23 protein-coding genes are annotated in these 23,280 nt (G+C 61.2%); 3 read left to right on the forward strand and 20 right to left on the reverse strand.

Annotated features, from left to right (window positions below):
• Window positions 1–52: 52 nt before the first annotated feature.
• The 10 genes from tatC to udp all read right to left on the reverse strand — a co-directional run bounded on the left by tatC (window position 53) and on the right by udp (window position 8,800).
• On the reverse strand, window positions 53–823 hold the full coding sequence (gene tatC / locus HMPREF3138_RS14965; protein ID WP_038874183.1) for a Sec-independent protein translocase subunit TatC: 771 nt from the start codon (window positions 821–823) through the stop codon (window positions 53–55).
• A 3-nt stretch (window positions 824–826) separates the two neighbouring features.
• Window positions 827–1,396 (reverse strand): Sec-independent protein translocase protein TatB, encoded by a 570-nt coding sequence (tatB, locus tag HMPREF3138_RS14970; RefSeq protein ID WP_038874181.1) that lies wholly within the window; start codon window positions 1,394–1,396, stop codon window positions 827–829.
• A 3-nt stretch (window positions 1,397–1,399) separates the two neighbouring features.
• Window positions 1,400–1,663 (reverse strand): Sec-independent protein translocase subunit TatA, encoded by a 264-nt coding sequence (gene tatA / locus HMPREF3138_RS14975; protein ID WP_004934452.1) that lies wholly within the window; start codon window positions 1,661–1,663, stop codon window positions 1,400–1,402.
• An 80-nt stretch (window positions 1,664–1,743) separates the two neighbouring features.
• Window positions 1,744–3,375, reverse strand: coding sequence for a ubiquinone biosynthesis regulatory protein kinase UbiB (gene ubiB / locus HMPREF3138_RS14980; protein WP_038874180.1), 1,632 nt, complete (start codon window positions 3,373–3,375; stop codon window positions 1,744–1,746).
• Complete coding sequence (locus tag HMPREF3138_RS14985; protein ID WP_038874179.1) at window positions 3,372–3,980, reverse strand: ubiquinone biosynthesis protein UbiJ; 609 nt, start codon at window positions 3,978–3,980, stop codon at window positions 3,372–3,374. The genes ubiB and HMPREF3138_RS14985 overlap by 4 nt, the downstream gene beginning before the upstream one ends.
• A gap of 13 nt (window positions 3,981–3,993) precedes the next feature.
• Window positions 3,994–4,749: a bifunctional demethylmenaquinone methyltransferase/2-methoxy-6-polyprenyl-1,4-benzoquinol methylase UbiE gene (gene ubiE, locus HMPREF3138_RS14990; RefSeq protein ID WP_025304918.1), complete on the reverse strand. Its 756-nt coding sequence runs from the start codon at window positions 4,747–4,749 to the stop codon at window positions 3,994–3,996.
• Between the two features lie 78 nt (window positions 4,750–4,827).
• Window positions 4,828–6,375, reverse strand: coding sequence for a DNA recombination protein RmuC (rmuC, locus tag HMPREF3138_RS14995; RefSeq protein ID WP_048232418.1), 1,548 nt, complete (start codon window positions 6,373–6,375; stop codon window positions 4,828–4,830).
• Between the two features lie 140 nt (window positions 6,376–6,515).
• Window positions 6,516–7,046: a DedA family protein gene (locus HMPREF3138_RS15000; protein WP_004934438.1), complete on the reverse strand. Its 531-nt coding sequence runs from the start codon at window positions 7,044–7,046 to the stop codon at window positions 6,516–6,518.
• A gap of 79 nt (window positions 7,047–7,125) precedes the next feature.
• Window positions 7,126–7,908 carry a tyrosine-protein phosphatase gene (locus tag HMPREF3138_RS15005; protein ID WP_038874176.1) on the reverse strand — a complete coding sequence of 261 codons (783 nt, stop codon included), beginning with the start codon at window positions 7,906–7,908 and terminating at the stop codon, window positions 7,126–7,128.
• A gap of 130 nt (window positions 7,909–8,038) precedes the next feature.
• Complete coding sequence (udp, locus tag HMPREF3138_RS15010; protein WP_004934432.1) at window positions 8,039–8,800, reverse strand: uridine phosphorylase; 762 nt, start codon at window positions 8,798–8,800, stop codon at window positions 8,039–8,041.
• Window positions 8,801–9,287: 487 nt separating this feature from the next.
• Here udp and HMPREF3138_RS15015 point away from each other — a divergent pair, with 487 nt between their 5' ends.
• Window positions 9,288–10,115, forward strand: coding sequence for a dienelactone hydrolase family protein (locus HMPREF3138_RS15015; RefSeq protein WP_038874174.1), 828 nt, complete (start codon window positions 9,288–9,290; stop codon window positions 10,113–10,115).
• 84 nt (window positions 10,116–10,199) lie between these two features.
• On the opposite strand, the gene metE is transcribed toward HMPREF3138_RS15015, so the two are convergent.
• On the reverse strand, window positions 10,200–12,488 hold the full coding sequence (gene metE / locus HMPREF3138_RS15020; protein WP_071605372.1) for a 5-methyltetrahydropteroyltriglutamate--homocysteine S-methyltransferase: 2,289 nt from the start codon (window positions 12,486–12,488) through the stop codon (window positions 10,200–10,202).
• Between the two features lie 90 nt (window positions 12,489–12,578).
• Here metE and metR point away from each other — a divergent pair, with 90 nt between their 5' ends.
• The gene (metR, locus tag HMPREF3138_RS15025; RefSeq protein ID WP_038874173.1) at window positions 12,579–13,523 is read left to right on the forward strand and encodes an HTH-type transcriptional regulator MetR; all 945 of its coding nucleotides are present in this window, start codon (window positions 12,579–12,581) and stop codon (window positions 13,521–13,523) included.
• A gap of 36 nt (window positions 13,524–13,559) precedes the next feature.
• Here the strand turns inward: metR and HMPREF3138_RS15030 are convergent, their stop codons facing one another.
• Entirely contained in the window at window positions 13,560–14,420 is an 861-nt protein-coding gene (locus HMPREF3138_RS15030; RefSeq protein ID WP_038874171.1) for a carboxylate/amino acid/amine transporter, read from the reverse strand.
• 151 nt (window positions 14,421–14,571) lie between these two features.
• Here HMPREF3138_RS15030 and HMPREF3138_RS15035 point away from each other — a divergent pair, with 151 nt between their 5' ends.
• The gene (locus tag HMPREF3138_RS15035) at window positions 14,572–14,901 is read left to right on the forward strand and encodes a hypothetical protein (protein ID WP_038874168.1); all 330 of its coding nucleotides are present in this window, start codon (window positions 14,572–14,574) and stop codon (window positions 14,899–14,901) included.
• Here HMPREF3138_RS15035 and HMPREF3138_RS15040 read toward each other — a convergent pair.
• From HMPREF3138_RS15040 to livF, 8 genes are all read right to left on the reverse strand, one after another.
• A complete protein-coding gene (locus HMPREF3138_RS15040; RefSeq protein WP_038874167.1) occupies window positions 14,882–15,838 on the reverse strand; it encodes an AEC family transporter in 957 nt (318 codons plus the stop codon). The genes HMPREF3138_RS15035 and HMPREF3138_RS15040 overlap by 20 nt on opposite strands.
• Before the next feature lie 60 nt (window positions 15,839–15,898).
• Window positions 15,899–16,636: a glycerophosphodiester phosphodiesterase gene (ugpQ, locus tag HMPREF3138_RS15045; RefSeq protein ID WP_038874165.1), complete on the reverse strand. Its 738-nt coding sequence runs from the start codon at window positions 16,634–16,636 to the stop codon at window positions 15,899–15,901.
• Entirely contained in the window at window positions 16,636–17,706 is a 1,071-nt protein-coding gene (locus tag HMPREF3138_RS15050; protein WP_038874163.1) for a sn-glycerol-3-phosphate import ATP-binding protein UgpC, read from the reverse strand. Before HMPREF3138_RS15050 ends, ugpQ begins: the two co-directional genes overlap by 1 nt.
• Window positions 17,707–17,711: 5 nt before the next feature.
• Window positions 17,712–18,557 (reverse strand): sn-glycerol-3-phosphate ABC transporter permease UgpE, encoded by an 846-nt coding sequence (ugpE, locus tag HMPREF3138_RS15055; RefSeq protein ID WP_038874160.1) that lies wholly within the window; start codon window positions 18,555–18,557, stop codon window positions 17,712–17,714.
• Window positions 18,554–19,441: a sn-glycerol-3-phosphate ABC transporter permease UgpA gene (gene ugpA / locus HMPREF3138_RS15060; protein ID WP_070559144.1), complete on the reverse strand. Its 888-nt coding sequence runs from the start codon at window positions 19,439–19,441 to the stop codon at window positions 18,554–18,556. The genes ugpE and ugpA overlap by 4 nt, the downstream gene beginning before the upstream one ends.
• A gap of 78 nt (window positions 19,442–19,519) precedes the next feature.
• Window positions 19,520–20,839 (reverse strand): sn-glycerol-3-phosphate ABC transporter substrate-binding protein UgpB, encoded by a 1,320-nt coding sequence (gene ugpB, locus HMPREF3138_RS15065; RefSeq protein ID WP_038874159.1) that lies wholly within the window; start codon window positions 20,837–20,839, stop codon window positions 19,520–19,522.
• 311 nt (window positions 20,840–21,150) lie between these two features.
• Window positions 21,151–22,338 (reverse strand): aminotransferase-like domain-containing protein, encoded by a 1,188-nt coding sequence (locus HMPREF3138_RS15070; protein ID WP_038874158.1) that lies wholly within the window; start codon window positions 22,336–22,338, stop codon window positions 21,151–21,153.
• A gap of 44 nt (window positions 22,339–22,382) precedes the next feature.
• Window positions 22,383–23,084 carry a high-affinity branched-chain amino acid ABC transporter ATP-binding protein LivF gene (gene livF / locus HMPREF3138_RS15075; protein ID WP_038874157.1) on the reverse strand — a complete coding sequence of 234 codons (702 nt, stop codon included), beginning with the start codon at window positions 23,082–23,084 and terminating at the stop codon, window positions 22,383–22,385.
• Window positions 23,085–23,280 lie beyond the last annotated feature (196 nt).

Consider the following 23,280-nt stretch of genomic DNA (forward strand, 5'->3'; position numbering starts at 1 on the left):
GTTTTTTCCAAAGCAAAAGCCGCCCGATGGGCGGCTTCGCAATCAATGTGGATCAGGGTATTGGAGGTTCGTCACCCTCGTCTTCTTCTTCCGCCTGCGGGCGACGTTTACCGGTATAGAAGCGAGCGAAGAACACCCCCACTTCAAACAGCAGATACATCGGTATTGCCAACAGGGTTTGCGAGAACACGTCCGGCGGCGTCAACAGCATGCCGACCACAAACGCGCCGACCAACACATACGGCCGTTTCTTCTTCAGATCTTCCGGCGAGGTGACGCCGCTCCAGCACAGCAAAATGATGGCGACCGGCACTTCGAAGGCAACGCCAAACGCCATAAACAGCGCCATGACGAAATCGAGGTAGTTTTTAATGTCGGTCGCAATGGTCACCCCCATCGGCGCGGTCTTGGCAAAGAAGCCGAAGGCCAGCGGGAACACGATGAAGTAGGCGAAAGCCATGCCGAGGTAGAACAGCAGGCTGCTGGACACCAGCAGCGGCATCATCAGGCGGCGTTCATGCTTGTACAGCGCCGGTGCGATGAATGCCCACACCTGATACAGAATCATCGGCGCGGAGACGAACACCGAGACGATCATGGTCAGCTTGATCGGCGTAAAGAACGGTGACGCCACGTCGGTAGCGATCATGCTCGCCCCGGCCGGCAGCTGCTTGAGCAGCGGCGCAGAGACCAGCTGGTAGATGTCGTTGGCGAAAAACACCAGCACCACGAACACCGCCAGCACGCAAATAATCGAGTTCAACAGCCGCTTGCGCAGCTCTATCAGATGACTGATAAGGGGTTGGGTATCTTCAACAGCCATGTATTAACGATCGCCACTAGGTTGGTGAGACGCAGGGGTTTTATCCGCAACAGGTTCGACAGGTGCCGGCGCGGTTTCCACCGGTGCTTTAGCCGGTTGCACCGCCACAGGCGCAGCCGGGGAAGCAGCCGCGACGGCCTCAGGCTCCGCTGCCGGTTTTGGCACGGCGGCGGGCGCGCTGGCGCTGGTTGCCGCTTCCGCCGGCGTCACGCCGTCGTGCAAGGCTTCCGGATCGGTGACCTGCGGGTTATGAATGGTGTTCGCCAGCTCTTCTTTCTCGCCCCGGTAAGTGCGTTTCAATGATTCCGCCGCGTCTTTCAGCTCATCCATCGATGCCTTCAATTCCGGCGTCAGGTTCTGCAGGCCGGCCTGTTCGGCTTTTTTCAGGCTGTCCTGCAGTTCCTGCAGCTTCAGCTCCTGAGACAGTTCGTGCTGCACCGAGGCCGCCAGCGAGCGCAGCGCGCGGATCCAGCCCGACACCGTTCTGACCGCGACCGGCAACCGTTCCGGCCCCAGAACAACCAGGCCGATCACCAGCACCAGCAGCAGCTCACTAAACCCAATGTCAAACACGGTTTATACCTGCTCTTTGTTCTTCGACTCTTCCGGTTTCACTTCCGGCTGCTTATCGGTAATAGGCTTGGCCGAGAAGTCAGCGTCATCCAGGCTGCTTTTCTCAGCCGTGTTGGGGGTCGACGGCGTGTCGTCGCCGATCGCCTTCTTGAAGCCCTTGATCGAGGCGCCGAGATCGGAGCCCAGCGTGCGCAGTTTTTTGGTACCGAACAGCAGCACCACGATCACTGCGATGATCAACAATTGCGTAATACTAATACCGCCCATTTTAATTACCTCTAATTTTAAAGGGTCTTTCAAAGCCAGCCCGCATTATAGGGCCGACTTTACCAGAGTGACGAATTAAATCAGGTGGTTCGCTTCCAGCCAATCACCCAGCATACGATGCCGGCGGCCATCATCCAGGCGGGAAACACCTCGATTTGCCCCAGCAGCAACAGCGTGCCGCTTACCAAGAGTGTAGCGCCAACGCCGAACAAATAACGTGACTGCCCCTGACGAACCCGCTGAGCCTGCATTTGGTTAGTCAGCTTATCAACGCTTTGTTGCAACAGTTTATGCTGCTGCAGGCTGTCGTAAAACAGCTCGGGCAGTTCCGGCAGCTTCTCCGCCCAGAACGGCGCTTTTTCTTTGAGCGCGCGCACCACGGCAGGGATGCCGACCTGATCGCGCAGCCAGCTCTCGAGGAACGGCTTGGCCGTGGTCCACAGATCCAGCTGCGGGTAGAGCTGGCGCCCCAGTCCTTCAACATACAGCAAGGTCTTCTGCAATAACACCAGCTGCGGCTGCACTTCCATATTGAAGCGGCGTGCGGTGTTGAACAGGTTCAGCAGCACGTTACCGAAGGAAATCTCCGCCAGCGGTTTCTCGAAAATCGGCTCGCAAACGGTGCGGATGGCGAATTCAAAGTCTTCCACGTTGGTGTCGCGCGGCACCCAACCGGAGTCGACGTGCAGTTCCGCCACCTTGCGGTAATCACGGTTGAAGAAGGCGATGAAATTTTCCGCCAGGTAGCGTTTATCATCCTTGTTCAGCGAGCCGACGATGCCGCAGTCGATGCCGATATAGCAAGGATCTTCCGGATGTTCGTAGCTGACGAAAATATTACCGGGATGCATGTCCGCATGGAAGAAGCTGTCGCGGAATACCTGGGTAAAGAACACCTGAACGCCGCGTTCCGCCAACAGTTTCATGTTGGTGCCCTGCTGCTCCAGCGTGGCGATATCCGAGACCGGAATGCCGTAGATGCGCTCCATCACCAATACGCTTTCACGGCAGTAGTCGGAATAGACTTCCGGTACGTACAGCATCGGGCTGCCGTCGAAATTGCGGCGCAGCTGAATGGCGTTGGCCGCTTCGCGCAGCAGGTTCAATTCGTCCAGCAGGGTTTTCTCGTACTCACGCACTACTTCGCGCGGGCGCAGACGGCGGCCGTCCGGCAACAGCTTCGGCACCCAGCCGGCCAAACGGTACATCAAGCGCACGTCGGCCTTGATGATCGGCCCGATATCCGGCCGGATCACCTTCAGCACTACTTCCTGGCCGGTGGTTTTCAGCCGCGCGGTATGCACCTGCGCGATCGAAGCAGAGGCCAGCGGCTGCTGATCGAAATCGTCGAACCAGGTTTCCAGCGGGCCGCCCATCGCCAGTTCGATATGTTTACGCGCCAGCGCGCCGTCGAAAGGCGCGACCCGGTCCTGCAACAAAGTCAGCTGATCGGCAATCTGCGGCGGAAACAGATCGCGGCGGGTCGACATCATCTGGCCGAACTTGATCCAGACCGGCCCCAGTTCCTGCAGCGCCAGCCGCAGGCGTTCACCCAGCGGCTTGTCCTTGTGCCGATTCGGCATCCAGAACAGCAGCCGGCGGCCGAAGCGCAGCGGCAGCGTCAAACGCATTTTAGGGATCAGTTCGTCCAGCCCATAGCTGAGAAAAACGCGGACGATAAAATACAAACGGCGCAGTTCGCCTGGGGTCATCGCTTGCCCTCCAACTTGTCCATGCGGGCAGACAGCGCTTCCGCGCTGCGGGCGAGTGCATCAACTTCCTCGTTGAACCACACCACTTCCAGCGGCCCCGGCGCCAGACGCCACTCTTCCGTCAACGCCTCCGCCATGTCCTGCTGCCGGCGCATAAAGCCGGCTTTCAGCAGCGAGGCGCCTTTTCCCAGCGCCTGCGTAATGCCCTGGGCGGCGATATCGCCGATATAGGGCGCCAGCCACTCCGCCGGATCCCACTCCGCCAGATCGAGCAGCCCAACCAGCTGTTGTACCACCTGAATATCGCCTTCCACCGTCAATTCGCCGCTGCGCATCAGCACCGGCAACTGCTGGCGATCGCGCAGCTTCAGTAAGGCGGGAATGCGGCTGCGCACGGTGCAATCGGCGCTGTCCTCAGACTGCCCCAGCACGTCCACGCGCAGTTCGCTGAACACCAGTACCAGCGGTGAAGCCAGCTCTTCCAGTTCGATACGCAACACCTTGCCCGCCAGGCGTTGGCGAGCGGCTTTCATGCTGCGATCGCGAAACAGCAGATTATTCAGCGAGGTTTCCAGCGCACCGGTCAGCAGAGGGGTAAACAGCATCGGCATCTCCCTCTCAGAACTTGAAGCCGCGATGCAGGGCGACAATCCCACCGGTCAGGTTGAAATAGGTGACGTTTTCAAAACCGGCGTTGCCCATCATACCCTTCAGGGTTTCCTGATCGGGGTGCATGCGGATCGATTCCGCCAGGTAGCGGTAGCTGTCCGGATCCTTCACCACCAGCTCGCCGATCTTCGGCAATACGTGGAACGAGTAGGCATCGTAAGCTTTGCTCAGCGGCGCCAGCAGCGGCTTGGAGAATTCCAGCACCAGCAGGCGGCCGCCCGGCTTCAACACGCGGAACATCGAGCGCAGCGCTTTGTCTTTGTCGGTGACGTTGCGCAGGCCAAAGGAGATGGTGATGCAATCGAAGTAATTGTCCGGGAACGGCAGCGCTTCGGCGTTGGCCTGCACGTAATTGATGTTGCCGACGATGCCACGATCGCGCAGCTTCTCGCGTCCCATCTTCAGCATCGAATCGTTGATGTCCGCCAGCACCACCTGCCCCTGCTCGCCGACCATGCGGGAGAACTTGGCCGCCAGGTCGCCGGTACCGCCGGCCAGATCCAGCACGCGCTGCCCGCGGCGCACGCCGCTGCAGTCAATGGTGAAACGCTTCCAGATACGGTGGATGCCGAACGACATCAGGTCGTTCATCACGTCATACTTTGCCGCTACCGAATGAAAAACGTCCGCCACCATGGCCTGTTTTTCGTCTCTAGCGACGGTGCGAAAACCGAAATCGGTGGTTTCCTGCGGTTGATCTGCCATTGTCCTGCCTGCTATTCAGTCAATTTTGTGTGGATGAGTGTACCAGAAGCCTGGGGAATACCCCACCTCGCCACGGCCTCAGCCGTGCGAAACGAAGCCTGGTTCCCCGGCGGTATCGTCACCGTCTTTCGTCTGCGGCAGCGCGGCGACATCATCGTCGTTCGCCTCTTCCGCTTCATCGTGTTGCGCGCCGGCTTGCTGCGCCAGCAGCGGGTTGATCGGCCGTTTGACCTCAACCCCCAACGCGCGAAAACCTTCAATTTGGCCAATAAGGTTACCACGGCCTTCGCTCAGTTTGTTCATCGCCTGACGATAACTGCCCTGCGCCTTGTCCAGGCTCTGCCCCAGCGCGGACATATCGTCCACGAACAGCCGCATCTTGTCATACAGTTTCGCCGCGCGATCGGCGATGCGCTGGGCATTTTGGCTCTGATGCTCATAACGCCACAGGTTGGTGATGGTACGCAGTGCCACCAGCAACGTGGTCGGGCTGACCAGCATGATGTTGTGCTTAAGCGCTTCGCTGATCAGCTCCGGCTCGCGATCGATAGCCAGCAGGAAGGCAGGCTCGACCGGAATGAACATCAGCACATAGTCCAGCGAGCGCAACCCCGGCAGCTGCTGATAGTCCTTGCGGCCCAGCATGCGGATGTGGCCGCGCAGCGAGGCGATATGTTCGCTCAGCGCCGCCTCGCGCTCCGCCTCATCCTCGCCGTTGAAATAGCGCTCGTAGGCGATCAGCGACATCTTGGCGTCGATCACCACATCCTTGCCCTGCGGCAGGCGCACGATCACATCGGGCTGCATGCGGCTCTGGTGATCCACCCGCACGTTGACCTGCGTTTCATACTCGTGCCCTTCGCGCAGGCCGGAGGCCTCCAGCACCCGGCTCAGCACCACTTCGCCCCAGTTGCCCTGCGTTTTGTTGTCGCCTTTAAGCGCCTTGGTGAGGTTAATGGCCTCGCGCGCCATCTGTGCGTTCAACTGCTGCAGATTACGTATCTCGTGCGTCAGCGTGTGACGTTCCCGCGCCTCCTGACCAAAGCTGTCCTGCACCTGACGGCGGAAACCGTCCAGCTGTTCACGCAGCGGCAGCAGCAACCGATCCAAGCTTTGCTTATTTTGCTCGTCCACCTTACGGCCGCTGTGTTCAAAAATGCGGTTGGCGAGGTTTTCAAACTGGGTGGTGAGGCGTTGTTCGCTGTTGATAAGCAGGCGCTGCTTCTCCTCCGCCGCCATGCGCGTCTCTTCCAAACGGATGGTGACTTCGCGCAGCTCGGCCTCCTGCGCGCTGTTAACCTCGCGCTGGGCACGCAGCTCCTGGTTAAGCAGTTCGCATTCGTTGCGCCAATGGTTGAGCTGTTGAAGCTTTTCATGCCCGGCCGCCAGCTGGCTGTGCAGGTTACGCAGCTCCAGCTCGCTCTGCCGCAGCTGCTGCTCGTGGCGCTGCAGAGCCTCCTGCCGCGCCACCGTTTCCTGCTGCGCCTGCTGCAACGCTTGCTCCAGCAACCGCAGCTCGGTTTCATGCTGCGCATTCGTCTGTTGCACCCGCAGACTGGCGATCAACCACCCCAACAGCATGCCGATCGTTACGCCGCCAATCCCATAAATCAGACTGGTATCCACCCTGCCTCCTGTTGCACCTTGCCGTTCCGGCGTTTCGCACGCCCATTGCCCGTCACGTTAAGGGGAGCCTGTATGGATGTCCAGCCTGATTTTGCCCGCCGCGCACAATATTGCGCGGCGCTGCGCAATTTAGCGAGAAATCAGCCCAGCCACTGGCTGAGCCACTTGATGCCGAATGCCCCCGGCGCCAGAATGCCGAACGCCCAGATCATCGCCGACGTGACGTTGGCTAACTGGAAATAACGCTGCGGCATGCCGCAAATGCCGCCCACCAGCGGCACCACGGCGCGCAGCGGGCCGAAAAAGCGGCCGATGAAGATGCCCAGCACGCCCCAGCGTTCAAAGAACGCGTGGCCGCGCGCCAGCAGCTGCGGATTGCGCGACAGCGGCCACATATGCGCCACCCGGTCCTGATAGTGATAGCCGATCCAGTAAGAGAGCCAGTCGCCGAAAAACGCCCCGGCGGCGGCAGCGGCCCAAATCGGCCAAAAGGCGATGCCGCTTTCGCCGATCAGCGCGCCCAGCGCCAGCAGGATCACCGTGGCCGGCAGCAGCAGCGACAAAAACGCCAGCGACTCGCCGAACGCCAGGAAAAAGATGATGGGAATGGCCCAGCCTTCGTGCTGACGCACGACGTCGCTGACCCAGTTGATAACGTCATTGAGGCTCAATGCGGGGCTCCTGATACGCGATAATTCGCCGCCTAGGATAGGCCGGGGCGAGTTAAACCCCGGCTAAACGCGCGGCGATTTACTCGAGGTAGAACGCCTGCAGCGCTTCGCGCTGGGCTGCGCCCAGGCCGTATTCCGCTTCCAACCAGCGGTCGGTGGAACCGTATTGCTGACGGATGCAGCCCAACGCCGTCATCAGGAACTCCTCGCGCGCGCTGAGCACGTAAGCGAATTGCTCCAGCGCCGCCGCATTCAGCTTGATAGACAGCTGATCCAACATCTGCTCGCGGAAAGTGGCCAGCGTGGTTTCGGTCAGCAGATAGTCTTCCAGCACCGTCGCTTCGTCGGCCCCCAGCGCGAACAGCACCAGTGCCGAACCGACCCCGGTGCGATCCTTGCCGACCGCGCAGTGCTGCACGATGGCGCCGCCGCCAGGATTGCTCAACAGCTGCGCCAGCCGCTGATAGGCCGCATTACCGAACGGCAGGCGGCGATACAGCTCCAGCATGAACGCCCGGGCGTCGAAGGCGGCCAGCGTCTCGTTGGTGAGCTTCTCCAGGTTGGCGTTGACTTCGCTGCTCAGCGGGTTAGCCGGCACGTGGTGATAGTCGGCGCCACTCCACAGAATATCCGGCTTGGCCTGCACCTCGTCGGCATCGCGGTAGTCCAGCACCGAGCGCACCGGCACGCCGGCGAGAAAGGTGCAGTCGTTTTCCGTCAGCCGCTCGAGGGAACCGGAGCGGAACAGCAGGCCGCGCTTGATGCGGCGCCCGTCGGCCACGCCGTTGCCGCCGAAGTCGCGGAAATTGATGCCGCCGTCGAGCGGCGCGAGCGAAGGATGAAGCAGGATCTGGGCGGTCATAAACGTCCTCGTTGTTTTTGTTATGACAACGCGCGGCGGCCATCGGCGCAGCGCTGAGGAGTATCACCGTAACAGATTCGCCGCGAATGGAAAAACGGGCCGCGTCGGCGGCCCGCTGGGGGAAAGGCGATTACAGCAGGCGGCGAGCGGCGTCCACCACGATCTGCACCGCTTTGCTTTCGGTGTTTTTCATGGTCTCGGCGTTCGGGATCTCTTGCTGGGTGCGGTTGACGATCACCCCGGCCACCATGCCGGCACGCAGGCCCTGGCTGGCGCACATGGTCAGCAGCGTGGCGGATTCCATTTCATAGTTCATCACGCCCATCGCCTGCCACTCTTCCATCGAGCCTTTGAAACGGCTGACCACGCGGCCGGAGTAAGTGTCGTAACGCTCCTGGCCCGGATAGAAGGTATCGGAGGAGGCGGTCACGCCGATGTGCGTGGTGGCACCGCTGGCCTTGGCCGCTTCCACCAGCGCGGTGGTGCAGGCGAAGTCCGCGACCGCCGGGAACTCCATCGGCGCAAAGTGCAGGCTGGCGCCGTCAAGGCGTACCGCCGCCGTGGTGACCAGCACGTCGCCGACGTTGATGTTCGCCTGAATGGCGCCGGTGGTGCCGATGCGCAGGAAGGTGCGAATGCCCAGCTGCGCCAGCTCTTCCACCGCGATAGAAGTAGACGGGCCGCCGATACCGGTAGAGCACACGATCACCGCCTTGCCGTCCAGCTCTGCGCGCCAGGTAGTGAATTCACGATGGGAGGCCAGATGCACCGGATTTTCCATCAGCTTGGCAATCTTCTCTACGCGCTGCGGATCGCCCGGCACGATGGCAAGCTGGGCCCCTTGTAAATCGTTCTTGGTGAGGCCGAGATGAAAAACGTCAGACTGAGACATACGAGACTCCTCATGGATCATGTTTATTGGGAGGAACAAAAACGCACTCTACTGAAAATCGCCGCCTAATTTCGTGACGATAGTCACTATGAAAAGAGAAACAAATTACATGCTACATATTTTTTGTGATTTTCATCACAAAAAAGCACTATAAGGCATCCAGAACGCACCGCTAAACCTCAGTCTAGCCGACAAACCTTGCTGTTCCCTGCCCGTTGGTTGCCGGCTGAAACTATTTAGCTGTTCAATTCAAAATAACCTCATCTTATCGGTTGCTTAGGAGTAAAAAAGCCCTCTAACGCACCTTATGGCACTTACGCAGGGCAAAACGCGTAATAACATGATAAAAAGCGCTTAAAAATGCCGCAAAGCCAGATAATTAGCCGTTTTTTATCAACTTGTCCGAAAGTGCGCCACGCAGCGCCAATAATGGGTAATCTTTCCTATAGTTAATCTCAGCGCTTTTTTCTATTGCACGGAGACCGCAATGAAAACCGAACATGTGATGACATTAGAACAGGCTCAGGGGGGATTCGCCCCGGCCGCCGCGCCGTTGGCCGCCTCCGCGATTATCACCGACGAACAGGGCATTCACGCCGGGCAAACGACCATTCCTTCTCAGGGTGACGCGCTGCCGGCCTACGTCGCCAAACCCGCCGACCAGAGCGGCCCCTTCCCCATCGTCCTAGTGGTGCAGGAAATCTTCGGCGTCCATGAACATATTCAGGATCTGTGCCGCCGCCTGGCCAAGCAGGGCTATCTGGCGATCGCGCCCGAACTCTATTTCCGCCAGGGCGACGCCAACGACTACACCGATATCGGCGAGCTGTTCCAGCAGTTGGTCACCAAGGTGCCGGATCGTCAGGTGCTGTCGGATCTGGATCACGCCGCGCACTGGGCTATCCGCCACGGCGGCGACGCCGGCAAGCTGGCGATCACCGGTTTTTGCTGGGGTGGCCGCATCACCTGGCTGTACGCGGCGCATAACCCGCAGTTGAAGGCGGCGGTCGCCTGGTATGGCAAACTGGTCGGCGAGAAAACGCTGAATTCACCGAAGCAGCCGGTCGACGTCGCCACCCACCTGTCGGCGCCGGTGCTGGGGCTGTATGGCGGGCAGGACAGCGGCATCCCGCTGGAGACGGTGGAAACCATGCGCCAAGCGATCCGCGCCGCCAACGCCGAGGCCGAAATCGTGGTGTATCCCGAGGTCGGGCATGCGTTCAACGCCGATTATCGTCCCAGCTACAACGCCGAAGCGGCGCAAGACGGCTGGCAGCGCATGCTGGCGTGGTTCGCCCAGCACGGCGTCAAATAATTTCCCTCGCATAAAAAAGGGCGCCGAAGCGCCCAATCATCACACCAGTAAATCTATAAGCGGCGGTTTATCCGCCGCACGGCATCACGCGTGCTCGCGCAGGCGCTGTGCCGCCAATACCATGTTGGCCAGCGACTGCCGGGTTTCCGGCCAGCCGCGGGTTTTCAGGCCGCAATCCGGGTTAACCCACAGGCGTTCCGCCGGGATGTTCTGCGCCGCTTTACGCAGCAGCGCTTCAATCCATTCCACGCTCGGCACGTTCGGCGAGTGAATATCGTAGACGCCCGGCCCGATTTCGTTCGGGTATTCGAACGCTTTGAAGGCTTCCAGCAGATCCATATCGGAACGCGAGGTCTCGATGGTGATCACGTCGGCGTCCAGCGCGGCGATGGAGTCCATGATGTCGTTGAATTCGCAATAACACATGTGGGTGTGGATCTGGGTGTCGTCCCGCGCCACGGCGGCGTTCAGTTTGAAGGCGTCCACCGCCCAGTTCAGGTACGCGGCCCAGTCGGATTGGCGCAGCGGCAGCCCCTCGCGCAGGGCGGGTTCGTCGATCTGGATGATGCCGATACCGGCTTTTTCCAGATCTTCCACCTCGTCGCGCAGCGCCAGCGCAATCTGCTTGGCAATCACTTCGCGGGTCACGTCTTCACGCGGGAACGACCAGCACAGGATGGTCACCGGCCCGGTCAACATGCCTTTCACCGGCTTGTCGGTCAGCGACTGGGCGAATTTGGCCCATTCGACGGTGATGGCTTCCGGGCGGCTGACGTCGCCGATGATGACCGGCGGCTTCACGCAGCGGGAGCCGTAGCTCTGCACCCAGCCGTTTTGGGTAAACACGAAGCCGTCCAGGTTCTCGCCGAAATACTCCACCATGTCGTTGCGCTCGGCTTCACCGTGCACCAGCACGTCCAGCCCGAGGCGCTCCTGCTCGACGATCGCCTGTTTGATGTGCTCACCGATGCTGGTGCGGTAGTTGTTGCCGTCCAAACGGCCCTGTTTGAAGTCCAGACGCAGGCCGCGGATCTCGGTGGTCTGCGGGAACGAACCGATGGTGGTGGTCGGCCAGGCCGGCAGGTTGAAACGTTCGCGCTGCGCCCTGGCGCGTTCGGCGTAAGCGCTGTGGCGTTCGCTGTCCTGCGCGGTGATCGCGGCCAGCCGGCGCTCAACCTGTGGGTTATGTACGCGGCTCGACTGACGGCGGGCGCGGATCGGTGCGCTGTAGGCATCCAGTTCAGCCTGCTTGGCCGCGTCAGGCGCGTTCAGCGCCGAGCTCAACAGCGCCAGCTCGGCGCATTTTTGCAGCGCGAAGGCGAACCAGCTTTTCACTTCTTCGTCCAGACGGCTTTCCACGCTCAGGTCGATCGGGCTGTGCAGCAGTGAACAGGAGCTGCCGATCCACAGTGGGCGGGTGCCCACCAGCGGCTGAAGACGTTCGAACCAGCGGCTCAGATCGGCGCGCCAGACGTTGCGGCCGTTGATGACCCCCAGCGACAGCAGCCAGTCGTTCGGCAATGCGGCGCTCAGCGCGGCAATATCGTCATGGCCGGCGACCAGATCGACGTGCAGCCCCTGCACCGGCAGCGTGCGGACGGTATCGAGGTTGTGGCCGACGCTGTCGAAATACGTGGTCAGCAGCAGCTTCACCTGCCCCTGCAGCGCGTCGTAAGCCGGTTTGAACGCATCCAGCCAGGCTTGCGGCAGCTCCAGCACCAGCGCAGGTTCATCAATTTGCACCCACTCGACGCCGCGTTTCGCCAGCTCGGCCAGCACCTGTTGATAAACCGGCAGGATGTCTTTCAGCAGCGACAGACGGTCGAACGGCTCGCCCTTCACCTTACCCAGCCACAGATAGGTCACCGGGCCCAGCAGCACCGGCTTGATGCGATGGCCGAGCGCCAGCGCTTCGTCCACTTCGTCCAGCAGCTGAGTCCAGCCCAGCTTGAACTGCTGGCCTTGCTGGAATTCGGGCACCATGTAGTGATAGTTGGTGTTGAACCATTTGGTCATTTCCGCCGCGGCCGCCGGCTCGCCGGTCGGTGCGCGGCCACGGCCAATGCGAAACAGCGTGTCCAGATCGATCGAGCCATCCGCATTCTGATGGCGCGCCGGCACGTTGCCCAGCAGCAGGCTGGTGGTCAACACATGATCGTACCAGGCGAAATCGCCGACCGGCACCAAATCCACCCCGGCCTGCTGTTGCTGCTGCCAATGACGAGCGCGCAGCTCGCGGCCAACCGCCAACAGCTCTTCCTGCGTTGAGTTGCCGGCCCAGTAGCTTTCCTGAGCTTTTTTCAGCTCACGTCGTAGCCCAACGCGAGGAAAACCCAGTGTGTGATTCAAAATTGCCATCGTCATATTTCCCATTTAGCCGTCCAGATGTTTACACATCCATAATCAGCAGGTACTGTATTAACCACAAGCGCAATTTATTCACTGTCAATGTGAAGGACTCTCATGATCGAACTGAAACATTTACGGACGCTGCAGGCCCTGCGCAACAGCGGTTCGCTGGCGGGGGCGGCGGCCCAACTTCATCAGACGCAGTCTGCCCTGTCGCACCAGTTCAGCGATCTTGAACAACGTCTGGGCTTCAAGCTGTTCGTGCGCAAGAGCCAGCCCCTGCGCTTCACCGCCCAGGGCGAGATCCTGCTGCAGCTGGCGGAACAGGTGCTGCCGCAGATCCAGCAGGCGCTGCAGGCCTGCCACGAGCCGCATCAGACCACGCTGCGCATCGCCATCGAATGCCACAGCTGCATTCAGTGGCTGACGCCGGCGCTGGACAACTTCCGCCGGCGTTTCCCGCAGGTGGTGATGGACTTCACTTCCGGCGTGACTTTCGATCCGCAACCGGCCTTGCAACAGGGCGAATTGGATCTGGTGATGACGTCGGATATTCTGCCGCGCAGCGGCCTGCACTATTCGCCGATGTTCGATTTCGAGGTGCGCCTGGTGCTGGCGCCGGATCATCCGCTGGCCGGCAGGCCGCACATCGAGCCGGAAGACTTGAGTGACGAAACGCTGTTGATTTACCCGGTGCAGCGCCAACGGCTGGATATCTGGCGGCATTTTCTGCAGCCGGCGGGCGTCAGCCCGGCGTTGAAGAACGTCGATAACACGCTGCTGCTGATCCAGATGGTATCGGCGCGGATGGGGATTGCGGCGCTGCCGCACTGGGTGGTGGAGAGTTTCGAACAGCAGGGTCTGGTGGTGACCAAAACCCTGGGTGACGGCCTGTGGAGCCGCCTGTACGCTGCCGTGCGCGACGGTGAACAGCGCCAGGCGGTGACCGAAGCCTTTATCCGCTCGGCCCGCCAGCACGCCTGCGATCATCTGCCGTTTGTGCGCGACGCCGCACGCCCCGGCGCGACCGGCGCCAAAGCGTTGGCGGCCGGCGTATAAACTTTCGGGCCCCCCGGGCCGGGGTGGCCCGCCCGCTTAGCCAAGCTGTTTCGGCGCCACCCAGCGGCGATGCACCCACAGCGAAGCGACGATCACCGCCCCGCCGATGATAAAGCTCGGCCAATGCGGCTGCTGTTGCCAGATGGCCAGGTTGACCAACAAACCGGCCGGCACATGCATATTGTTCATGATGCCGAGCGTGCCGGCATCCACCTGCGTCGCGCCGTAGTTCCACATGAAGTAGCCCAGCCCCGACGCCACCACGCCCAGCCAGATCAGCACGCCCCACTGCAGATTGGTGGTCGGCAGCTGCTGCGGATTGCCCCACAGGAACCAGGCCACCGCCGCCACCGCCGCAGCCCCCAGGTAGAACCAGGAAAATGCGGTGTGCTGCGGCAAGGGGTGCACTTCCATCAGGCGCTTATAGCCGACCATGCCGATGGCGAAGCTGATATTCGCCGCCTGCACCAACAGCAGCCCCCACCAGAAATGCTCACTCAGCTGGTGATAGCGGATAATCGCCGCGCCCAGCACCGCCAGCAACGCGCTGAAGACATAGCCCCAACGCAGGCGTCGGCCGCTCAGCAAATCGTAAATCAGCGTGATGTACAGCGGCGTCAGCACGGTGAACAGCAGGAATTCCGGCACCGTCAGGTACAGATAGGCGCGGAAGCTGAACAGGTACATGATGCCCAGCTGGAAGGCGCCCACCAGCATATACAGCAGGATCACCTTGAGTTTGATGTTGCGCCAACGCAGAAACGGCAGAAACACCAGCGCCGCCAGCCCGATGCGCACCAGCGCCGAGAATCCGCTGTCGACGTGGCCCGCCAGGTACTCGCCAATCAGGCTGAAAGAAAATGCCCACAGAATGGTGGTTATAACCAAAAGCAGCACGATGGGTTCACCCTAAAAAGACCGAAAGGGCGATTGTAACGGAAGATGCGCACCGCGTTGGTGAAAAGGCGGTTTACATCCGAACAAAAGATAAACTACCGGCAAAATTTCACCGCTGGGTTAGGCTTAATAAAAAGGCGAGGTAACCATCATGAAAACTTCTCACATCCTGTTCGCCCTGCTGTGGCTGCCCGGCCTGGCTGCGGCGGCCAACGGCGTAACCGATCTGCGTTCACAGCAGCAGTTTCTCAACCAAAGCAGCCAGCAGGCCCAGCAACAGCGCCTGTTGAACAATCGGCAAATGGACCAACGCCGCCTGCAGCAACAGCGGCAGTTCGACAATCAGCGGCAACAGCTGATGCAAACCACGCCGAACGGCGGGCAACTGCTGCCTAACGGCAATCAGCCACGCGATCCGTTCAATCGCACCGCGCCGGCGGTGCCGCAGGCACCGATGCCGGCTACGCCCGCACGCCCATAACGGTGAGGATCAGCGGCGTGGTGATCGCCGCCAGCACGGTGGACATCACCAGGCTGGTGGCGGCCGGGCCGGTGAGCGTATTGAACTGGCGCGACATCAGGTAGACGTTCACCCCCACCGCCATCGACCCCAGCAGCACCACAACGCGGGTTTCCATCGGCGGCAAATCCATCATCCAGGCCAGCAGCCAAATCACTAGCGGTTGCACCAGCAACTTCAGCACGCAGATGGCGCTGCTCAGCTGCCAGCCTTCGCTGATGCGGTACTCGGCAAGCCCCATCCCCAGCACCACCAGCGACAGCGGCGCCGCCACCTGGCCGAGCATGCTGACCGGCCGATCGACGAAGGCCGGCAGCGGCAGGCCGGTCAGGCTGAACAGAGTGCCAGACAGAATGCCGACGATCAGCGGATTGGTCAGCACGCTACGCGCGGTTTTAGCGAAGCCGCTCAACGTCGGCGAACCGTTGCGCGCCCATTCGATCGACACCGTCACCAGCGTCCACAGGATCAGGCCGTTGAACACCAGCACCAGCGCCACCGACGGGATCGCCGCCTCCCCCAGCATCACGCTGGCGATCGGCAAGCCGAGCATCACGTTATTGGAGAAAATACTGCCCAGCGCAAACACCGATCCGGCGACGCCATCCAGCCGGAAGAGATGCCGGGCGACGAGGCGGCCAAGCACAAACACGATCAGGCAACTGCCGAAGAACGCGATCAGCAGCCGGGCGTCGACCGCCGGGCGCTGCGAGAAGTCGCACATCATGCGAAACAGCATGGCGGGCAAGGCGAGAGAAAACACGAAGCGCGTCAGGCCATCGGTGATGCTGGCAGGCCATTTCCCCCAGCGAATCAGCCCATAACCCAACGCAATCAGGACGAACAGCGGTAAAGACAGCACGATCTGGTGCCACAGTGACAGGATAAAGCCAGGCATCGCATTCCTTCCGGTGGTGCGGCGGCAAGGCTTGTCGTCGCGGGATTCATCGGTACCGGATTAAAAATCCGGGCCGATCAAATCTATCCGGTCGGTGCAAATGCAGTCAACGCCCCAGTCGAGCAGCAGGCGCGCGCGATCCGGTTGGTTGACGGTGTACACCAGAATGCGCAGCCCGGCGTCTTTCAACGCTTTTACCCGCTCGGCGGTCAGCGCTTTGTGATCGATATGCAGCGAGACGCAGTCCAGGCGTTCGGTCAGCTCGCGCCAGTTGTCGTCCCAGGCCTCGAGCAGCAGGCCGCGCGGCAAATCCGGCACGGTGCGTTGCGCCGCCGCCAGCGCTTCTACCGAGAAGGAGGAAAGCAGCGGATCGGGCTGCCCTTGCCACAGCAGCCGCGCCGCCAGCGCCACCACCCGGCCGGTTTCATCGTCGCTGCCGGTGGTCGGTTTGATCTCGATATTGGCCATCAGGCCGTGTTCCTGGCAGCGTTCCGCCACCTCCGACAACAGAGGCAGCCGCTCGCCCTTGAAGGCCGAGCTGTACCAGTTGCCGGCGTCCAGCTGCACCAGTTTGTCCCACGGCAGCTCGCCCGCCACGCCCCAACCGTTGCTGGTGCGATCCAGCGTGTCGTCGTGCAGCAGGAAAATTTGCCCGTCCTGTGCCAGCTTAGCATCGAACTCGATCATCTTGTGGCCGTGGCGCGCGCCGACGTCGATCGCCGCCAAGGTGTTTTCCGGCGCCAGAGAACCGCCGCCGCGGTGGGCAACGATATGAGGGTAAGGCCAGGGTCTAGTCATCAATCCATCCGTAATCCGCTGTGGGTGTCAAAGAAGTGCAGCGCCTGAGCAGGCAGCTGCAAATATAGCGTACTGCCCGCCGCCGGCAAGGTTTCGTGCGATAGCCGCGCGATCACCCCGTGGCCGCCCCACTGGCCGTGCGCCAGATTGTCGGCCCCCAGCAGTTCCAGCGTCTGCAACTGCAGCGGCACGCCCTGGCCTTGCGCCACCAGTTGAATATGCTCCGGCCGAATGCCCAACGTCAACTGCCGCCCCGCCCACTGCGGTTTGGCCGCCGGCAACGGCAGCGCCATGCCGTCCGCCAGCAGCAGCTGGCCGCCGTCGGCACTGAGGGTGCCGGGCAAGAGGTTCATCGCCGGCGATCCGATAAAGCCGGCGACAAACAGCGAAGCCGGCCGTTGGTACACTTCGCTCGGGGTGCCGATCTGCTCCGCCACGCCCTTGTTCATTACGATCACCCGCTGCGCCAGCGTCATCGCTTCCACCTGATCGTGGGTCACGTACAGGCTGGTGGTTTTCAGACGACGATGCAGCTGTTGCAGCTCCAGGCGCATCTGCACCCGCAGCTTGGCGTCCAGGTTCGACAGCGGCTCATCGAACAGGAATACCGCCGGCTCGCGCACGATGGCGCGCCCCATCGCCACGCGCTGGCGCTGGCCGCCGGAAAGCTCGCGCGGTTTGCGTTTGAGCAGCGGCTCCAACTCCAGGATGCGCGCGGCCTCCTCCACCCGCTGGCGGATATGATCCTTGCCGAAACCGCGGATCTTGAGGCCGTAGGCCATGTTGTCGTACACGCTCATGTGCGGATAGAGCGCGTAGTTCTGGAACACCATCGCGATGCCGCGATCCTTGGGCTCCAGATCGGTCACGCGCCGGGTATCGATATAGATATCGCCGCTGGTGGTGCGTTCCAGCCCGGCCACCATCCGCAGCAGCGTGGATTTGCCGCAGCCGGACGGGCCGACCATCACGATGAATTCGCCGTCCGCCACATCGAGGTCGATCTGTTTGATCACCGGCGTTTTACCGTCGTAAGACTTGGTGACCGCCTGTAGTTTTAATCCTGCCATCGTCGTTATTTCTCGCTATCAACCAGACCGCGCACAAACCAGCGCTGCATCAGAAGCACCACCGCCAGCGGTGGCAATAAAGTCAGAATCATCGCCGCCATCACCTGGTTCCACTGGGTCGGCGCGCCGGAAGTGGAGATCATGCTCTTGATGCCCGCCACCGCGGTGCCCATCGAGGCGTCGCTGGTGATCAGGATCGGCCACAGGTATTGGTTCCAGCCGTAGATAAAGGTGATGACGAACAGCGCCGCCAGATTGGTTTTCGACAGCGGCAGCACGATGTCCCAAAAGAAACGCATCGGCCCGGCGCCGTCGATGCGCGCCGCCTCCAGCAGCTCATCCGGCAGCGTCATGAAGAACTGGCGCAGCAGGAAGGTCGCGGTGGCCGAGGCCATCAGCGGCAACGTCAGGCCGGTGTAGCTGTCCAGCAGGTTAAGGTTGGAGATCACCTCCACCGTCGGGAAAATACGCACCTCCACCGGCAGCATCAGGGTGAGGAAAATCAGCCAGAAGAACAGGCTGCGCAGCGGAAAGCGGAAGTACACGATGGCGTAAGCCGACAGCACCGACACCGCAATTTTGCCGAAGGTGATCGCCAGCGCCATGATCACGCTGTTGAGCAGCAGCAGCGAGAACGGCACTTTGAGGTTGCCCACGCCGCCCTGCCAGATATTGCGGATGTTCTCCCACAGGTGGCCGCCGGGCACCAGCGTCATCGGCACCTGAAACACCTGCTTGTCGTCCAGCGTGGCGGCGACAAAGGCCACGTACAGCGGGAACAGCACCACCAGCACGCCGATAGTCAGCATCACATGGCTGAAGATATCCAGCCCGCGTCGATTCTCAATCATTGATAGCGCACCTTACGTTCAACAAAGCGGAACTGGATCACCGTCAGGCCGATCACCAGCAGCATCAGGATCACCGACTGCGCGGCAGAGCTGGAGAGATCCAATCCGGCGAAGCCCTCGCGGTAGATCTTGTAGATCAACGTGGTGGTGGACTGCACCGGCCCGCCGCCGGTGGCGGCGTCGATCACCGGGAAGGTATCGAAGAAGGCGTACACCAGATTGACCACCAGCAGGAAGAAGCTCACCGGCGCGATCAGCGGCAGCACCAGATGGAAGAAACGCCGCACCGGGCCGGCGCCGTCGATGGCCGCCGCCTCCACCAGCGAGCGCGGGATCGACTGCAGCGCCGCGAGGAAAAACAGGAAGTTATAGCTTATCTGCTGCCACACCGAGGCCAGCACCACCAGGAACATCGCCTGGCCGCTGTTTTGCGCATGGTTCCAGTTATAGCCCAGCCCGTTGAGGAAATGGGTGATCAACCCCAGGCCGGGGTTGAACAGAAAGATCCACAGCACCGCCGCCACCGCCGGCGCCACCGCATAGGGCAGGATCATCAGCGTGCGATAGAGGCGGCTGCCGCGCAGCACGTAGTCCACCAGCGCGGCGAAGAACAGCGACACCGCCAGCCCGACGCCCGCCACCAGGAAGCTGAAGATCAGCGTGGTGTAGAACGAGTCAAGATAGTAAGGATCCTGAAACAGCTGCTTAAAGTTATCCAGCCCGACAAACTGGCTGGACAGGCCGAACGGATCGAGGCTCTGCACCGAATACCACAGCGCCTCGCCGGCGGGCCATAAAAAGAAGACGGCGGTAATCAGCAGCTGCGGCAGCACCAACGCATAGGGCAACCAGCTGCAGCCGAAACCGGGACGGGAAGATGACATAGCAGTTAAACCATTAATCGGGTACGGAAGGATCGGCGTGAAGACGCGAGCCCGATCGGACGGGCCCGCGACGCAGGGTTACTTGGTCGATGCTTCGAAACGGCGCAGCAGCACGTCACCGCGCTGCACGGCGGCGTCCAACGCCTGCTGAGGCGTTTTCTTACCGGTCCACACGCCTTCCAGCTCCTCATCCACCACGCTGCGGATCTGCGGCATGTTGCCCAGGCGCAGGCCCTTGGTGAACGGCAACGGCGGCTTGTTCAGCATCTGGCGAGTGGCGACGTCGGCACCCGGGTTCTTGTCGTAGAAGCCCTGTTGCTCGGTCAGATCGTAAGCCGCGGTGGTGATCGGCAGATAGCCGGTCTTCTGGTGCCATTCGGCGGCGATTTCCGGCTGCGCCAGGTACTGCAGGAACTCGGCCACGCCCTTGTAGGTGGCGGCGTCTTTGCCATTCATCACCCACAGGCTGGCCCCGCCGATGATGGCGTTCTGCGGCGCGTTTTTCGCGTCGGCGTCGTACGGCATCATGCCGACGCCGTAGTTGAATTTGGCGTAGTGCTTGATGTCCGCCAGTGAACCGGAAGAAGCGGTGGTGATGGCGCAGTCGCCGTTATAAAACTTCTCGGTGGATTCGTCTTTGCGGCCGAAGTAGGTGAAATCGCCCTTCTTGTTCATCGCCTCCAGCAGCTCGATGTGCTTGACCTGCAGCGGCTTGTTGAACTCCAGCTTGGCGTTGGTGCCGCCGAACCCGTTGTTTTCGCTGGCGAACGGCACGCCGTGCCAGGCGCTGAAGTTCTCCAGCTGGATCCAGCCCTGCCAGCCGCTGGCGTAGCCGCACTTCATGCCGGCCGCACGCAGCTTGGCAGTATCCGCCGCCAGCTCCTGCCAGGTTTTCGGCGGCTGGTCCGGGTTCAGGCCGGCCTTTTTGAAGGCGTCTTTGTTGTAGTACAGCACCGGCGTGGAGCTGTTGAACGGCTGAGACAGCAGATGGCCGCTCTTGTTGTCGGTGTAATAGCCGGCTACCGTCGGCACGAACACCGACTCGTCGAAGTTGATGCCGGCCTCTTTAAACACTTCGTAGACCGGTTTGATGGCCTTGCTGGCCATCATGGTGGCGGTGCCCACCTCGTAAACCTGCAGGATCGCCGGCGCCTTGCCGGAGCGGTAAGCGGCGATGCCCGCCGCCAGGCTCTGTTCGTAGTTGCCTTTATAAACCGGCACAATCTTGACGTCGCTGTGCGACTGGTTGAAGCGATCCGCCAGGGAATCCACTTCCTTACCCAGTTCGCCTTCCATCGAATGCCAGAACGGGATCTCGGTCGCCGCCAGCGCCTGAGTGCTGACCGCCAGGGTCAACGCGACGCACAGCGTGGTTTTGCGAATAGCGTAGGTGAGCATGCCTAACTCCTGAAAAAGCTGGTGTAAAAGCGCGTGAGCGAAAAGAATCAATTCTTGATGAGGGAGTGCCCCCTATAGCTTTCGAGTTGCAGCTAGGCGGCAACCTGCTGGCACCCTGGAGCTTAGCTAACTAAGTGACAGGGGGGCAGCCGGGCAGCCAACAACGCTGCGGCTCGAAAGATGACGGGTGATAACATGCCATGCTCGGATGACAGAAAAATAACCGTTATATGACAGCCACATGACGGCAAGGTGAAGTGAAGATGGCGGTTTGATGTCGGCGGCGGGCATGGGCTCCGCCGCCGCGAGGATTACAGCGAACGGCGCAGACGCGCCACCGCTTCCTGCATCTGCTGTTCGGTGGCGGTGGCGAACGACAGGCGGAAGGTCGAACGATCCGGGTTGTCGGAGAAGAAGTATTCCCCCGGCACGAACACCACGCCCTGCTGCAGGGTAGCGTTCAGCCATTCGGTGGCGTTGAACGGCTGGCGGAAACGTGCCCACAGGAACATGCCGCCCTTCGGCTTATCGAAGGTGATGTAGTCGCCCAGCTCCTGCTCCACCAAACCGGCCAGGATCTCGCCCTTCTGTTTGTAGGCGGCGCGGATCTTGTCGATTTGCGCCGGCAGGCGGCCCAGGCCGAGGTAGCATTCGACGATGCTCTGCGACAGCGCGCTGGCGTGCAGATCTGCCGCCTGCTTGATGATCGCCACTTTATGCAACAGGAACGGCGGCAGGATCGCCCAGCCCAACCGCAGGCCCGGCGCCAGGATCTTGGAGAAGGTCGAGGTATAGATGATATGGTCGGTGTTGCCCAGCACCCGCTGCGACACCTGATGCAGCGTCGGGTGGCGCTCTTCGGTGAAACGCAGCTCGCCGTACGGATCGTCTTCGATGATCAGGAAGTTATGTTCGGCGGCCAGCTTCACCAGCAGTTCGCGGCGCGCGGCGCTCAGGGTGATGCCGCTGGGGTTGCCGAAGTTCGGCACCACGTACACGCCCTTGATGCGCTGGGTTTTCAGCAGCTCGGCCAGCTCTTCCACCACCATGCCGTCGCTGTCGGACGAGACCGACATGATGCTGGCTTCCGCCAGCTCCAGCGTTTGCAGCGCCGCCAGGTAGCTCGGGCGCTCCACCACGAACACGTCGCCGGGGTTGACGATGGCGCGCATCACCAAATCCAATGCCTGCTGCGAGCCGGCGGTGACCATCACCTCTTCCGCATCAGCGGTGACGCCGCGCTCGGCGCACAGCGCGCAAATGCGCTCACGCAGCAGCGGGCTGCCCTCGGTCAGGCCATACTGGAACGCGCTTTTCGGCTGTTCGGTGATCGCCTGCTGGGTGGCAATGCTCAATCCTTCGAAATCGAACAACGCATCAGAGGGGATGCCGCCCGCCAGCGAAATGACGTGTTCCATCTTGCTGTGCTTAAGCAATTCACGGATGGCCGAACTTTTTACGTTAACGATGCGCTGCGCGAGTAACCCTTCTGTCTTCATTTCTTCTTCTCGTACCTGATTATTTTAATTCGTAGGGGGGCGGATTAACCGCCCAGATACGCCGACCTCACTGCTTCGTTGGCTAACAATGCAGCCCCCGTATCTTCCAACACCACGCGGCCGTTTTCCAGCACATAACCGCGGTCCGCCAATTTCAGCGCCTGATTGGCGTTTTGCTCCACCAGGAAGATGGTCATGCCCTCTTCCCGCAGCTGCTGAATGATGTCGAAAATCTGCTGGATGATGATCGGCGCCAGCCCGAGCGAGGGCTCGTCGAGCAGCAGCAGCTTCGGCTGGCTCATCAGCGCGCGGCCGATGGCCAACATCTGCTGCTCGCCGCCGGACATGGTGCCGGCGCGCTGGCTTCGGCGCTCCAGCAGGCGCGGGAACAGAGTGAACACCCGTTCGATGCGCTGTTGATACTGCCGGCGATCGGCGAAGAAGCCGCCCATCGCCAGGTTTTCTTCCACCGTCATGCGCGAGAAGACGCGCCGCCCTTCGGGCACGATCGCCACCGCTTCGCGCATAATGCGCGAGGTTTGCCACTGGGTGATGTCCTGGTTCTGAAAGACGATGCTGCCTTCGCTGGCGCGCGGCTCGCCGCACAGGGTGCCGAGCAGCGTGGTTTTACCGGCGCCGTTGGCGCCGATTAACGTCACGATTTCGCCCTGGCTTATCGTGAGACTGACCTGATGCAGCGCCTGAATTTTGCCGTAATGGGCGGATACCTGATTGAATGACAACATAAAGACTGCGCCCCATCATTGTGCGTGAGCATCGCTGGTGATTATTTCGCTGCGCAGCAAGGCGCGAGCCGTGAGGTTTGGTGGGCCAAATAAACGGTGAGTAACGCAGCGGCGCGGCGAAATAGCCCCAGCCCTGCGGGTCGCGCCCCAAAAACCCGCTCTCTGCGTTGTCAGATTCGAACATAGTCCCGCTATG

The sequence above is a fragment of the Serratia sp. HMSC15F11 genome (assembly GCF_001808215.1).
Taxonomy (GTDB): domain Bacteria; phylum Pseudomonadota; class Gammaproteobacteria; order Enterobacterales; family Enterobacteriaceae; genus Serratia; species Serratia nevei.